Consider the following 13712-nt stretch of genomic DNA (forward strand, 5'->3'; position numbering starts at 1 on the left):
GGCCTTTGGCTTCCGGATCGTAGGGCCTTCGACCCTTGCGAGCCGCGCACCGGAGGCGGCGAAAGCGCCCCGCAGGGGCGCCGAACCGGCACACTGGCCCTATGAACTCACGCGGCGACAGGGGAAATCGACGGTTACGGGTCTCGGCGCTGGCGGCGGTGGCGAACCCGTCGTATTCCCGAGTGGACACCTGGAATCTGCTCGACGACGCCTGTCGGGAACTGGCCGCAGTTGACCGCGCCGGCCTGGACAGCACTCACCACGTCGCGCATGCGAAGCGCTTGATGCACCGCCTCGGTGCGTTCGAGCGGTACTGGCTGTTTCCGGGTGCGGCGCGGCTGGCGACGTTCCTCGGTTACCTCGAGGCGATGGCGACGGTGTCGCTCAGCGAGCAGGTCTCGCTGGTGGTGCGGTTGTTGTCGGACTACGGCGACCGCGCGGCGTTGTTCGATCTGGGCTCGCCGCTCTCCGACCAGGAATTGGTTGCTCAGGCCCGCCAGCAGCAGTTCTACACCGTGCTGCTGGCCGACGACTCGCCGCAGGAGGCTCCCGAGAGTCTGGCTGAAAGTCTCCGCGCGCTGCGAAAGGCCGACGACGAGGTGCAGATCGAGCTGCTGGTGGTCTCCAGCGTCGAGGACGCCGTCACCGCGGTCGCGCTCAACGGCGAGATCCAGGCCGCGATCGTGCGGCATGATCTGCCGCTGCGGTCACATGACCGGGTGCCGCTGATGACCACGCTGCTGGGCGTCAGCGACGACGCCGGAGTAGTCGACTCCGGCCGCGACGCCGTCGAATGCGGCGAATGGATGCGGCTGCTGCGGCCGCACATCGACCTGTACCTGCTCACCGATGAGTCGATCGCCGCTGACACCGAGGAGGAGCCGGACATCTACGACCGGACCTTCTACCGGCTCAACGATGTCACCGACCTGCACAGCACCGTGCTCGCCGGCATCCGGAAGCGCTACTCCACACCGTATTTCGATGCACTGCGGGCCTATGCGGCCGAGCCGGTCGGCCAGTTCCACGCGCTTCCGGTGGCTCGCGGCGCCAGTATCTTCAACTCCCGTTCGCTGCAGGACATGGGAGAGTTCTACGGCCGCAACATCTTCATGGCCGAGACCTCATCGACATCCGGCGGGCTGGATTCGCTGCTCGACCCGCACGGCACCATCCGGATCGCGATGGACAAGGCCGCAAAGACCTGGAACGCCGACAACACCTATTTCGTCACCAACGGGACCTCGACGGCCAACAAGATCGTCGGGCAGGCACTGACCCGGCCGGGCGACATCGTGCTGATCGACCGCAACTGCCACAAGTCGCATCACTACAGCCTGGTGCTGGCCGGTGCGTACCCGATGTATCTGGACGCCTATCCGCTGGCGCCGTTCGCGATCTACGGTGCGGTGTCGCTGCAGACCATCAAGCGCGCGTTGCTGGACCTGGAGGCCGCCGGGCAACTCCACCGGGTTCGGATGATCTCACTGACCAACTGCACCTTCGACGGTGTGGTCTACAACCCGCAGCGCGTGATGGAGGAGATCCTGGCGATCAAGCCGGATATCTGCTTTCTGTGGGACGAGGCCTGGTACGCCTTCGCCACCGCCGTACCGTGGGCCCGGCAGCGCACCGCGATGGTCGCCGCCGAATCCCTGGAGGCCATGCTCCGCTCACCCGACTACGCCGAGGAATACGAGGCGTGGCGTGCCTCGATGGCCGGAGTCGAGCGCTCCCGGTGGAGCGAGCATCGGCTGCTGCCGGCACCTTCGGTGCGGGTACGGGTCTATGCAACCCACTCCACCCACAAGTCGCTGTCGGCGCTGCGGCAGGCCTCGATGATCCACGTCCGGGACCAGGACTTCAACGCCCAAGCCCGCGAATCGTTCACCGAGGCGTTTCTGACCCACACCTCCACCTCGCCGAACCAGCAGTTGTTGGCATCGTTGGACCTGGCTCGCCGACAGGTCGACATCGAAGGCTTCCACATGGTGCGGCGGGTCTACGACATGGCGCTGGTGTTTCGCCACCGGGTCCGCAAGGACCGGTCGATCAGCAAGTGGTTCCGCATTCTCGACGAAGACGACCTGGTGCCCGCCCGGTTCCGCGAATCGACGGTCAGCTCCTATCGCCAGGTTCGCCAGGGTGCGCTGGCGGAGTGGAACGAGGCCTGGCGATCCGACGAGTTCGTGCTGGACCCGACCCGCGTCACGCTGTACATCGGCAAGACCGGAATGACCGGCTACGACTTCCGCGAGAAGATCTTGATGGAGCGTTTCGGCATCCAGATCAACAAGACGTCGATCAACTCCGTGCTGCTGATCTTCACCATCGGGGTCACCTGGTCGTCCGTGCACTACCTGCTCGACGCGTTACGCCGGGTCGCCGGCGAACTGGACCACGCTTGGGACGCAGCCAGCATCGACGACCGGGCGCTGCTACAGCGCAAGGTGGCGGAGGTCACCGAGGATCTGCCGCCGCTTCCGGACTTCAGCGAGTTCGACCACGCGTTCCGGCCCGACGGTGCAAGCGGATTCGGTGATATGAGGGCGGCGTTCTACGGCGGCTACGAGGAGTCCGATCGCGAGCACGTCCTGCTCGGTGACGCCGGCCGCCGGGTCGCCGACGGCAAGACCCTGGTGTCGACCACGTTTGTCGTGCCGTATCCGCCGGGGTTCCCGGTGCTGGTCCCCGGACAGGTGGTCTCCAAGGAGATCCTGTACTTCCTGGCCGAACTGGACGTCAAGGAGATCCACGGCTACAACCCCGACCTGGGGCTGGCGGTGTTCACCCAGGAGGCCCTGGCGCGCATGGCAAATCCGCCGCGAGCGAGCAATGCATCCCCGGCCGACACAGCGTCCTGAAATCCGTTTCTGCGCACGCTCGGTACCCGGTTACCGGCGGTGCGCCTCGTGCCAGGCGCGCAGGATCTCACCGGCGACCCGGCCCCGGCTCGACACCGGGAAGCCGTTCTCCTTGGCCCACGCACGCAGTTCGGCATTGTCCGGCTGGGAGGGCGGCTCGAACACCGCCGCCGCATCAGCGTCATCGCCGAGCCAGGCATGCGCGGCAGCCAGGTAGCGGTAGGTGTATTCCTGCGCCAATTTCCGCGTCTGGCAGAACACCATCGGCACGGTGGGGAAGGCGACCTGTAGTTCGGCCAGGGCATCGGCGACCTTGGCCGGGCTGGCGAAGGTGAGTGTGAAGATCTCCGAGTAGCGGTCCTCGATGACGACGGCCGCTCTCGGCAAGGCGGAGAGCTCGGTGAGCTGGTATTTCAGTGAGCCCTTGACAAGGCTGGACGCCAAGTCCGACAGCGATTTCCGTTCCACCGCGGCAGCCAGTCGCTGTCCGGAGAAGATGCCGTAGTCGCCGCACGCCAAAGCGCCGCGAGTGGCGGTCACCGGTTTGTCGGCGAACGTGTAGGGGTAGCGCTCATGAGCGTCGACGACGATCGCCAGGTCCGCAATGCCGGCGGCGCGGGCGGCGGGGGTACGCACTCCCGGACGCGACTGCTTACGCGTCTTGGGACTCTGCCAGAACACCATCTGCCGGCCACGGGCCATGGTGTGGACAAGTTGTGACCGGTTCTCCCGGGACCGGTCGGCGACCACGTCGATGGCGGCGCCGCGGCGGCTGCAACTGCGCAGTGCGACCCGGTCGACGATCACCGGGTGATCGGGCCAATCGGCGATGTCGAGTCGGTGGCAGTACAGCCCTTTGGTGCGCGGCCACACATCCGACGTCGCGAATATCAGCCCGCCGCCCAGCGGCAGCCGGATCAGATAGGGCAGTCGGGAATCCGGATCGGGGTTGGTGGCGATGAGCAACTCCACAACCGATGAGGTTAGCGGCCGGTTTCCCTCACCGCGATTGTTTCCCGGGCCGTCGGTGCCGCTGCGGCGCAATGGCGCCCCTGCGACCGGTTTCCGCTGGCAGCCGGGCGCCGCCGGGTGGCGCAATGGACCAAACCGCTGGTCAGCAGAGGTTCGCGGCGCTGTCATCCGGCGCCGGTGGACCCTTAGCGTGTCTGCATGGCCGAAGCCCGTATCGCGCTACAACCGATCCGCCGCGCGGACCGGGCGCGACAGGTCGCCGACGTACTGCGCCACCAGATCCACGCCGGCGGCTACGCCGACGGGCTGCCCGGCGAGACGGAACTGGCCGACGAATTCGTGGTTTCCCGCAACATCATTCGCGAGGCTCTGGGCGCACTGAAGGCCGAGGGACTGATCAGCCGGGGACCGCGAACCGGCACCCGGGTGGCGCAGCACAAATACGACCACCGGCTGGACCTCCTGCTCGGTCTGCAGGAGACCTTCGACGGCCACGGCCGGGTGCGCAACGACGTGCGGGTGGCGACGGTTGTCGGTGCCCCGCCGTCGATCGCCCGACGATTGTTGCTCGACGCCGGCGCACCGCTGGTGTTCATTGAACGGCTGCGATACCTCGGTGACGTGCCGCTGAGCCTGGATCAGACTTATCTGCCAGCCGATATCGGCGACGCCGTGCTGGCCCATCCGCTGGAGGACAGCGACCTGTTCCCGCTGATCGAGCAGATCAGCGGGCAGCGACTCGGCGATGCCACGCTGGCGCTTGAGGCCATTCCGGCGGATCCGCACTCGGCGGCCATTCTGCAGCTGGCCGACGGTGCGGCCCTGCTGATGCTGGAGCGGCTCACCAGCTTTGAGGACGGCAGGCCGGTCGACCTCGAATACATCCGGATGCGCGGTGACCGGGTCACCATGCGCGGAAGTCTGACAAGGAGCAATCCATGACGCTGGTCAACAGCCGTTCCGACGTCCCGGTGACCATCGACGAATCGCTGTGCATCACCGGGTGCACGCTGTGCGTCGACATCTGCCCGCTGGATTCGCTGGCGATCAACCCGGACAACGGTAAGGCCTTCATGCACGTCGACGAGTGCTGGTATTGCGGGCCGTGTGCGGCGCGCTGCCCGACCGGTGCGGTCACCGTCAACATGCCCTATCTGCTTCGCTGAACCTAGTGACCGCCAAGGTGTTTCATGAAGACAACCCTGACCCTGCTGGCGTGCAGCCTGGTATTCGCCGGGTGCTCGCTGGATTCCGTGACGGCGGGTGATTCCGTCGACGTGGTCGTGGGCTACCAGTCCAAGACCATCAACACCGCTACCGCCGGAACGCTGCTGCGCGCCCGTGGCTATCTGGAACGCCGGCTCGGCGACATCACCGCCCGGACCGGCACCCGCTACCGGGTCGACTGGCAGGACTACGACACCGGGGCGCCGATCACCGCACAGATGCTCGCCGAGAAGATCGACATCGGCTCGATGGGCGACTATCCGATGCTGGTCAACGGCGTCCGAACCCGGGAAAGCGAGCAGGCGCGCACCGCGATCGTCTCGGTAACCGGCTACCACCCGGCCGGTGCGCTGAACATGGTGGTGGTGGCTCCCGATTCGCGCGCCGACACCCTCGCAGACCTGGCCGGGGCCAGAGTGTCGGCCAGTGTCGGCTCGGCGGGCCACGGCACCCTGCTGCGCGCGCTGGCCGGTACCGGGGCGCAAGTCGAGGTGCTCAACCAGCAGCCACAGGTCGGTGCCTCGGCCCTGGAGTCCGGGCAAGTGCAGGGCCTGTCGCAGTTCGTGGCCTGGCCCGGCCTGCTGGTCTATCAGGACCGGGCGAGACTGCTCTACGACGGCGCCGAACTCAACCACCCGACCCTGCACGGGGTGGTGGTGCGTCGCGGCTACGCGCGATCGCATCCGGAGGTGCTCGACGCGTTTCTGCAAGCGCAGCTGGACGCCACCGACTTCCTGAACCGCAAGCCGCTGGAGGCGGCCAGGATCGTTGCCGAGAGTAGCGGGCTGCCGCAGGAGGTCGTGTACCTCTACAACGGGCCGGGTGGCACATCGTTCGATACCACCGTCAAACCGGCGTTGGTCGAGGCGCTGAAAAGCGATGTGCCCTACCTGAGGTCGGTCGGTGACTTCGCCGGCCTGGACGGCTTCGACATCGACCGGTTCGTCGACGACGGGCCGCTGCGGGCGGTGTTCGCCGAGCGCAAGCTGGACTACGACAAGGCGGTCGCCGTGCTGGACAAGCCCGCGACGGCCGGTGGCGAACTCTGGCTGCAGGGTTCGGAGACGACGGTGGGTGTGGCCGATGCCGACCAGCTGTTGCAGGCGGTGCGGGCTGCGGCTGCGCGCGGCGATCGTGTCCGTGCGGCGTATGTGCATGACGCCGAACTGGGCACCCGGTGGTTCGCCGACAAGTCGGCGTGGGTCCGTGACGGCGGGCACCACCTGGCCTTCGACACCGTCGCGGGCGCGCGGCGCTATGTGGCCGCGCATCCGGGCAGCACCGTGGTGGACTACCAGCAGGCGCTGGCGGCCGCGGCATGACCGCGGTCATCACCGGTGGACCGGCGGTGTCGGCAGCGATCGATGCAGCGCCGCGCCGGCACCGCTCGGTGCGTCGGTCCTGGCTGCTGCGCCTGGCGTCGGTCGCTGCCGCGGTCGGGCTGTGGCAGCTGCTGACCGCGGCCGACGTGCGCTGGTGGCTGCGATTCGACACCCTGCCCACCGTCGACGAGGTCTTCGCCACCCTGGTGCGCCGGCTGGGCACCGAGGCGTACTGGCTGGACCTGGCCCAGTCACTGATCCGGATTCTGACCGGGTTCGGCCTGGCCGCCGTCGCCGGGGTGGCCACCGGCATCCTGCTGGGCCGCTCTCGGGTCGCCGCGGACGTGCTGGGGCCGATCACCGAGCTGATCCGGCCCATCCCCGCGATAGCCGTCGTGCCAGTGGCGATTCTGCTGTTCCCGGCCGACGAACAGGGCATCGTGTTCATCACATTCCTGGCCGCCTATTTCCCGATCCTGGTCAGCACCCGGCATGCGGTGCGCGCGCTGCCGACACTGTGGGAGGACTCCGTTCGCACGCTGGGCGGCGGCCGGTGGGATGTATTGAGCCAGGTGGTGTTTCCCGGGATCCTGCCCGGAGTTTTCGGTGGCCTGTCGGTCGGGATGGGCGTGTCGTGGATCTGCGTGATCTCCGCGGAGATGATCTCCGGGCGCCTCGGCATCGGCTACCGCACCTGGCAGGCCTACACGGTGCTGGCCTACCCCGAGGTGTTCGTCGGAATCATCACCATCGGTGTGCTGGGATTCGCCACATCGGCGGCGGTGGAGGTGCTCGGGCGCCGGCTGACCCGCTGGCTGCCGCGCAGCGAGGAGGACGCGCGATGACCGCCGGCATGAGCCTCACTCTGGAGCGAATCCGGCTGTCCTACACCGGCCCCCCGGTGATCGACGAGCTGAGCCTGGCGGTGCGTCCCGGCGAGGTCCTGGTGCTGACCGGACCGTCCGGATGCGGCAAGTCGACGGTGCTGCGCGGCCTGGCCGGGCTGTTGACACCCGATCGCGGCCGAGTGCTGGCCGACGGCGCCGCGGTGGCCACCACCTCGGGGGATAGGGCGATGGTGTTCCAGGACAACGCGCTGCTGCCGTGGCGGTCGGTGCGGTCCAACATCGAGCTGGCGCTGCGGCTGCGCGGTGTGCCGCGCAGTGGGCGCCGGGCACAAGCCGACCGGTGGATCACCGAGCTGGGCCTGACCGGGTTCGGCGACTACCTGCCCAAGAGCCTCTCCGGCGGGATGCGGCAACGCGTTCAGTTGGCCCGGGGACTGGCCGGAGCCCCCCGCGCGGTGTTGATGGACGAGCCGTTCGGCGCCCTGGACAGTGCGACCCGCGCCGCGATGCAGGCGCTGCTGATCGAGACCTGGCGTACCCACCCGACCACGATCGTGTTCGTCACCCACGACGTCGACGAGGCGCTGGCGCTCGGCGACCGGGTGGCGGTCTTGGGCCGCGCCGGGCAGCCACTGCGGGCCCTGGTCGATGTCCCCGAGCCGCGCAGCGCACGGCCCGAGCCCGCGCTGCGCGCCGAACTCCTTTCCGCATTGGACTATTCATGATCGAGATACCGGATGCCTCCCAGCCGCTGCGGTTGGACTGCGACGTGCTGGTGATCGGCGGCGGCACCGCGGGCACCATGGCCGCGCTCACCGCCGCCGAGCACGGTGCCCGGGTGCTGCTGCTGGAAAAGGCGCACGTGCGGCACTCCGGCGCCTTGGCGATGGGCATGGACGGGGTCAACAACGCCGTCATTCCCGGCAAGGCCGAACCCGAGGACTACGTCGCCGAGATCACCCGTGCCAACGACGGGATCATCAACCAGCGCACCGTGTATCAGACCGCCACCCGCGGCTTCGCGATGGTGCAGCGGCTGGAGCGCTACGGGGTGAAGTTCGAAAAAGACGAGCACGGCGAGTATGCGGTGCGCCGAGTCCACCGCTCCGGGTCCTATGTGTTGCCGATGCCCGAGGGCAAGGACGTCAAGAAGGCGCTCTACCGCGTGCTGCGCCAACGCTCCATGCGCGAGAAGATCCGCATCGAGAACCGGCTGATGCCGGTACGTGTGCTCACCCGGGACGGCCGCGCGGTCGGCGCGGCCGCATTGCACACCCGCACCGGCGAATTCGTCGCGGTGGGCGCCAAGGCGGTGATCTTGGCCACCGGGCCGTGCGGGCGCCTCGGGCTGCCCGCCTCGGGGTACCTGTATGGCACCTACGAGAACCCGACCAACGCCGGTGACGGCTACTCCATGGCGTATCACGCCGGCGCCGAGCTGTCCGGCATCGAATGCTTCCAGGTCAACCCGTTGATCAAGGACTACAACGGGCCGGCCTGCGCCTATGTGGCCAACCCGTTCGGCGGCTACCAGGTGAACGCGCTGGGGGAGCGCTTCGTCGACTCCGACTACTGGTCCGGACAGATGATGGCCGAGGTCAAATCGGAGATCGACTCCGCCCGTGGGCCGATCTACCTCAAGGTGTCGCACCTGCCCGACGAGACGCTGTCGGCGCTCGAGGACATCCTGCACACCACCGAACGGCCCACCCGGGGCACCTTTCACGCCAACCGCGGCCACGACTACCGCACTCACGACGTGGAGATGCACATCTCCGAGATCGGCTTGTGCTCCGGGCATTCGGCGTCGGGGGTGTGGGTCGACGAGCACGCCCGCACCACCGTGGCGGGCCTCTACGCGGCGGGTGACCTGGCCTGCGTGCCGCACAACTACATGATCGGCGCCTTCGTCTTCGGTGATCTGGCCGGCGCGCACGCGGCGTCCACCCTGGCCGGTGTCGCGGCCCCGCAGGCGCTGCCGGCCGACCAGCTCGCCGCTGCCCACGAGCTGATCTACCGTCCGCTGCGCCACCCCGACGGCCCGCCGCAACCGCAGGTGGAATACAAGCTGCGCCGGTTCGTCAACGACTACGTCGCACCGCCCAAGACGGCCGCCAAGCTGTCGCTGGCGGTGCAGACCTTCGAGCGGATGCGCGGTGAGATCGCCGAGATGGGCGCGCGCAGCCCGCACGAGTTGATGCGGGCGGTCGAGGTGTCCTTCATCCGGGACTGTGCCGAACTGGCGGCCCGCTCGTCACTGACCCGTACCGAATCGCGCTGGGGTCTCTACCATGAGCGTGCCGATCTGCCCGGCCGGGACGACAACCGGTGGGGGTATCACCTCAACGTGCGCAAGGGCTCCGACGGGGAGATGGAATTCCTCAAACGCCCCGTCGCGCCGTATTTCGTCGCGGTGCCCGAACTCGACGGCCTGCCGCCGGCCGACCAGTCGGTGTACCCGGTGTCGCAGCCGCCGCTGCTGGGCGGACAGGCGCCTGCGACCGCACAGTCCCGGGTCGCGCCGCCGGGCGCGTCGCATTCGCCGTCGCCGCGGATCGCGGCCGTCGTCACCTTGGACGAGCCGGCCCTGTCGGACCTCGTCGGTTTTCTTGGCGACGCCGATCCGGCGGTGCGGCGCACCGCAGTCGCCGCGCTGACCGAGCACATCCCCGACGGGTATGAATCCGCGTTGTTCGAGGCGCTGGCCGACGACGACGCCGCGGTGCGCCGGACCGCCGCCGACGGAGCGCGGGAACTGGTGGAGGTGGTGAGGGAGCCGTCGGCGGCCGCGGCACAACTGGACTCACCGGATCCGGTGGTTCGCGCCTGCGCGGTGTACGTGCTGTCCAGTCGGCGCGTCGGCGACCCGGCGCACTACCGCGCCGCGCTGGCCGACCCCGATCATCGGGTGCGGATCGAGGCGGTGCGCGCGCTGGTCTCGGTCGACGACGAGGCGTCGGTGGCCACCGCCGTCACCGACACCAACCGCGAGGTGCGCATCGCGGTCGCAGGGGCCTGCGCGACGCTGCGCGCCGGGGCCGCGACGGTGCGAGCGCTGATCGGGGATCCCGACCCGCTGGTGCGCGCCGCCGCCTTGGCAGCGCTCGGTGAGATCGGTTGCGGCGACGAGGACATCGCTGTGGTGATACCGGCCCTGGCCGAGTCGGCGTGGCAGGTGCGGGTCGGCGCGGCGCGGGCGCTGGCAGGCGCTTCGGCCGCCGAGGCGGTGCCCCGGCTGACGTTCGCTCTCGAGGACCCGCACCTCGACGTGCGCAAGGCCGCGGTGCTGGGATTGGCACGCTGGGCCGCCTCGGACGGCGCCGCCCGCGATGCGTTGGGTATCGCTGTCAAGGACAGCGACGCCGACGTTCGCGCCTATGCGCGTCGCGCATTGCAGCAAGCGGGGGTGCACCCGGGCGGCTAGGTAGTCGACAACGGTGGAAACGGTATGCGGCGCGCGCCGGGATCAGTACCCTGACTCGGCATGGCCAATGCCTCCACAGCCTCTACCAGCGCGCGCCTGTCCGTACAGGACTGGGTGCAGGCCGGCTTCCGCATCCTGGCCGAGGACGGGCTGAAAGCGTTGACCATCGACCGGCTCTGCCGGCGGCTGGGGGTCACCAAGGGCAGCTTCTACTGGCACTTCGCCGACATGAAGAGCTATCGGCAGGCCCTGGTCGACACCTGGGCCGCCGTGCGTGACGAGGACCGCGGCGATTTCGACGCGCTGTCGGCGTTGCCGCCGCGGGAACGGCTCTCGCGCATGATGACCGCGCTGGTCGGGCCACGGCACTGGATGCTGGAACGCGCGATGCGCGAGTGGGCGCGCTCGGAGGAGAGCGTCGCCGATGCGGTGCGCAGCTCGGATCGGCGGGTTCTCAAGGCGGTCCGCCAGGTGTTTCTCGACGACGGTTTCGGCCCCGACGAGGCCGACATGCGCGCCAATGCGACATTCGCCGCGGGCATCGGATTCCTGCACCTGGCCGGCTCGCGGCCGAGCCCGCGGGCGGTAGGCCGGCGCGAACAGTTCCTGGACGTGATGCTGCGGCACTGAGCGTCCATACCAAAAGGTATGGTACGTTCCCGGGATGACGACACCGCCGGTCACCGCGGAATTCATCGATCGGTTGGCCGTCCGCGCGGCGGAAGCCGAAGAGCTGCGCCGACTTCCGGCGGCCACCGTCGAGGAGTACCGCCAGTCCGGACTGGCCGGCCTGCTGTTGCCGGCATGCTACGGCGGTCAGCAGGCGGAGTTCCCGGAGATCCTCGAGCCGATCCGGGCCATGGCGCACGGCTGCGCATCCAGTGCCTGGACACTGGGGTTCTACACCCTGCACAACTGGATGCTCGCGCTCTTCGGTGAGCAGGCTCAGGACGAGGTGTTCGCGTCCGGGCCGGTGCTGTGTCCGGCGCCGCTGGCCCCGACCGGTCGCGGGGTTCCCGACGGCGACGGCATCCGGCTCCGCGGCCGATGGTCCTGGGCGACCGGGGTGGCCGACGCCGACTGGATCCTGGTCGGGGCTATCTGCGGCCCTGACGACGCGCCTTATCCGGCGCTGGTGCTGCTACCGGCCTCCGACATCAGCGTCGAGGACGTCTGGCACACCGCCGGTATGCGGGCCACCGGTTCCAACGACGTCGTGGTCAACGACGTCTGGGTGCCGCAGCACCGGCTGGTCAAGGTCGTCGACATCTATTCGGGCACCGCGCCGGGTGCTGCGCTGCACGACGCCCCGGCATACCGGTGGCCGATGGTGCCGGCGCTGGCGATGGTGGCGGCGATGCCCGCGCTGGGTTCGGCCGAACGGGTCGCCGACCTCTACGCCCAGCGCCTCGGCGAACGGGTGTTGGCCTATTCCGGTGTGGCGCAGAAGAACCAGCCCGCCGCACAGATCCGCCTGGGTGACGCGCGGGTACGGTTGCGCGCGCTGCGAGGGCTGCGTGACGACACGGTGGCCGGTATCCAAGCCGCGGTCAGCAGCGGGGAACGGATCGGCCGCGCCGCGCGGGCGGAAGCACGCGCCGCGGCAGCCCACATCGTGCACGAATCCCGCGCCGTGATCGCCGATCTGCTCGAAGCCTCCGGCGCCAGCGTGCACTTCGTGGACAACCCGCTGCAACGGATCAAACGCGACGTCGACATCATCTGCGGGCACGTCGTTTTCGACTACGACGTGGCGCGTGAACTGTCCGGCGCGCTGGAGGCCGGGGTGAAGATCTCCCCGATCGCGATGATCTGATCGCGACCTATATCCCCAGGGCGCGATAGGTCTGGCGGACGAACTTCGGTTGGGCCACCCGCAGTTTGCCGACCGCGGTGTTGCCGGCGACGGCGGCGGCCGCCTCGGTGGACAGCGTCGGCGCGTTCTGGATGAGGTACAGCAGGATGAGATCCGCGGCCGGATCGGCCTGCCACCAGGTGCCGTAGGCGCCCGGCCAGCTGAACGTGCCCGCGCCCCCGGGGCCGAAGATCGGCTGGGAGCGCGCCGGGTCGGTCACCACCGACAGGTTGAGGCCGAATCCGCGGCCGACCCAGAACGGGGCCCCCAGGAACGGATGGTGCTTCTGGGCGTCGGTCAGCCGGTCGGTGCGCATCGCCCGCACCGATTCGGCCGAGAGCACCCGGGTGCCGTCGGACATGCCGTCGGCCAGCAGCATTCGCGCGAAAGCCAGATAGTCGTCGGCAGTCGACATCAGCCCGCCGCCGGCGTTGGGAAAGGCCGGCATGGTGATCGGCATCGGCCCCATCGCGTCGTCGCGCAGCGTGTCGCCGTCGATGCGATACATGGTGGCGCTGCGCGCGCGAACCGCGGGGGAGATGCAGAACCCGGTGTCGACCATCCCCAGCGGCCCGAGAATCCGTTCGTCGAGCAGCTGCGGCAGCGGCCTGCCCTCGACGCGGGCGAGCAGCACGCCCAGCACGTCGGTGCCGTGGCCGTAGGTCATCCGCTCACCGGGCTGATCCACCAGCGGTAAGGCGGCCAGCGCGGTCAGCCAGGCATCCGGACCGCGCCCGAACGGCAACCGCTGATACTCCCGCGCGATCGGCCCGAGCGTCGAGAATCCGTAGCCGATGCCGCAGCGGTGCGTCATCAAGTCTTCGACGGTGAGCGCCCGCCGGGCCGGGGCAGTGCGATCCAACGGCCCGGCGGGGTCCACCAGCACGCTGGGCGCGGCGAACTCCGGCAGCCAGTGCGCGATCGGATCGTTCAGCCGCAGCCGCCCCTCGTCGACCAGGCTCATGGCGGCGGCCACGGTGACGGGTTTGGTCATCGAGGCGATCCGGAACACCGTGTCGCGGGTCATCGGCAGCCGCGCCCCGACGTCGCGGTAGCCGATCTCGTTGACCTGCAGCAACTTGCCGCGCTGCCAGACGACCGTCACTGCGCCGGCCAGCAGGCCGGTGTCGCAGGCCTCGGCCAGCGGCGCCCGGTTGAGGTCCAGATTCACCCGCCCAGGCTAAGCGGCGAGCGGCGGCC

The 13712-nt window shown here is 69.1% G+C and carries 11 protein-coding genes; 9 read left to right on the forward strand and 2 right to left on the reverse strand.

Annotation, left to right across the window (positions count from 1 at the left end):
- Positions 1 to 101: 101 nt before the first annotated feature.
- Positions 102 to 2864, forward strand: a complete 2763-nt coding sequence (locus AWC24_RS16990) for an aminotransferase class I/II-fold pyridoxal phosphate-dependent enzyme (RefSeq protein WP_085086861.1) — start codon at positions 102 to 104, stop codon at positions 2862 to 2864.
- 30 nt (positions 2865 to 2894) lie between these two features.
- Here the strand turns inward: AWC24_RS16990 and AWC24_RS16995 are convergent, their stop codons facing one another.
- Positions 2895 to 3836, reverse strand: a complete 942-nt coding sequence (locus AWC24_RS16995; RefSeq protein ID WP_085086863.1) for an ERCC4 domain-containing protein — start codon at positions 3834 to 3836, stop codon at positions 2895 to 2897.
- A gap of 198 nt (positions 3837 to 4034) precedes the next feature.
- Here AWC24_RS16995 and AWC24_RS17000 point away from each other — a divergent pair, with 198 nt between their 5' ends.
- From AWC24_RS17000 to AWC24_RS17035, 8 genes are read left to right on the forward strand one after another with little or no spacing between them, the layout of a single operon-like run.
- Positions 4035 to 4778, forward strand: a complete 744-nt coding sequence (locus AWC24_RS17000) for a GntR family transcriptional regulator (RefSeq protein WP_085086865.1) — start codon at positions 4035 to 4037, stop codon at positions 4776 to 4778.
- Positions 4775 to 5002 (forward strand): 4Fe-4S dicluster domain-containing protein, encoded by a 228-nt coding sequence (locus AWC24_RS17005; RefSeq protein WP_013829255.1) that lies wholly within the window; start codon positions 4775 to 4777, stop codon positions 5000 to 5002. Before AWC24_RS17000 ends, AWC24_RS17005 begins: the two co-directional genes overlap by 4 nt.
- Positions 5003 to 5026: 24 nt before the next feature.
- Entirely contained in the window at positions 5027 to 6385 is a 1359-nt protein-coding gene (locus AWC24_RS17010) for an ABC transporter substrate-binding protein (RefSeq protein ID WP_085086867.1), read from the forward strand.
- Positions 6382 to 7230, forward strand: a complete 849-nt coding sequence (locus tag AWC24_RS17015; RefSeq protein WP_085086869.1) for an ABC transporter permease — start codon at positions 6382 to 6384, stop codon at positions 7228 to 7230. Before AWC24_RS17010 ends, AWC24_RS17015 begins: the two co-directional genes overlap by 4 nt.
- Positions 7227 to 7958, forward strand: a complete 732-nt coding sequence (locus AWC24_RS17020) for an ABC transporter ATP-binding protein (RefSeq protein ID WP_085086871.1) — start codon at positions 7227 to 7229, stop codon at positions 7956 to 7958. The genes AWC24_RS17015 and AWC24_RS17020 overlap by 4 nt, the downstream gene beginning before the upstream one ends.
- Positions 7955 to 10657: a fumarate reductase/succinate dehydrogenase flavoprotein subunit gene (locus tag AWC24_RS17025; protein ID WP_085086873.1), complete on the forward strand. Its 2703-nt coding sequence runs from the start codon at positions 7955 to 7957 to the stop codon at positions 10655 to 10657. Before AWC24_RS17020 ends, AWC24_RS17025 begins: the two co-directional genes overlap by 4 nt.
- Before the next feature lie 60 nt (positions 10658 to 10717).
- Positions 10718 to 11287, forward strand: coding sequence for a TetR/AcrR family transcriptional regulator (locus AWC24_RS17030; protein ID WP_085086875.1), 570 nt, complete (start codon positions 10718 to 10720; stop codon positions 11285 to 11287).
- A gap of 34 nt (positions 11288 to 11321) precedes the next feature.
- Positions 11322 to 12473, forward strand: a complete 1152-nt coding sequence (locus AWC24_RS17035) for an acyl-CoA dehydrogenase family protein (RefSeq protein WP_085086877.1) — start codon at positions 11322 to 11324, stop codon at positions 12471 to 12473.
- 7 nt (positions 12474 to 12480) lie between these two features.
- Here the strand turns inward: AWC24_RS17035 and AWC24_RS17040 are convergent, their stop codons facing one another.
- On the reverse strand, positions 12481 to 13683 hold the full coding sequence (locus AWC24_RS17040) for a serine hydrolase domain-containing protein (RefSeq protein WP_085086879.1): 1203 nt from the start codon (positions 13681 to 13683) through the stop codon (positions 12481 to 12483).
- Positions 13684 to 13712: the final 29 nt, after the last annotated feature.

The organism is Mycolicibacter senuensis (assembly GCF_002101885.1).
Lineage (GTDB): Bacteria > Actinomycetota > Actinomycetes > Mycobacteriales > Mycobacteriaceae > Mycobacterium > Mycobacterium senuense.

What these genes read in the sequence shown, in the direction of transcription:
- AWC24_RS16990 (WP_085086861.1), top strand. Translation starts at nt 102, where the DNA reads ATGAACTCACGCGGCGACAGGGGAAATCGACGGTTACGGGTCTCGGCG.
- AWC24_RS17000 (WP_085086865.1), top strand. Translation starts at nt 4,035, where the DNA reads ATGGCCGAAGCCCGTATCGCGCTACAACCGATCCGCCGCGCGGACCGG.
- AWC24_RS17005 (WP_013829255.1), top strand. Translation starts at nt 4,775, where the DNA reads ATGACGCTGGTCAACAGCCGTTCCGACGTCCCGGTGACCATCGACGAA.
- AWC24_RS17010 (WP_085086867.1), top strand. Translation starts at nt 5,027, where the DNA reads ATGAAGACAACCCTGACCCTGCTGGCGTGCAGCCTGGTATTCGCCGGG.
- AWC24_RS17015 (WP_085086869.1), top strand. Translation starts at nt 6,382, where the DNA reads ATGACCGCGGTCATCACCGGTGGACCGGCGGTGTCGGCAGCGATCGAT.
- AWC24_RS17020 (WP_085086871.1), top strand. Translation starts at nt 7,227, where the DNA reads ATGACCGCCGGCATGAGCCTCACTCTGGAGCGAATCCGGCTGTCCTAC.
- AWC24_RS17025 (WP_085086873.1), top strand. Translation starts at nt 7,955, where the DNA reads ATGATCGAGATACCGGATGCCTCCCAGCCGCTGCGGTTGGACTGCGAC.
- AWC24_RS17030 (WP_085086875.1), top strand. Translation starts at nt 10,718, where the DNA reads ATGGCCAATGCCTCCACAGCCTCTACCAGCGCGCGCCTGTCCGTACAG.
- AWC24_RS17035 (WP_085086877.1), top strand. Translation starts at nt 11,322, where the DNA reads ATGACGACACCGCCGGTCACCGCGGAATTCATCGATCGGTTGGCCGTC.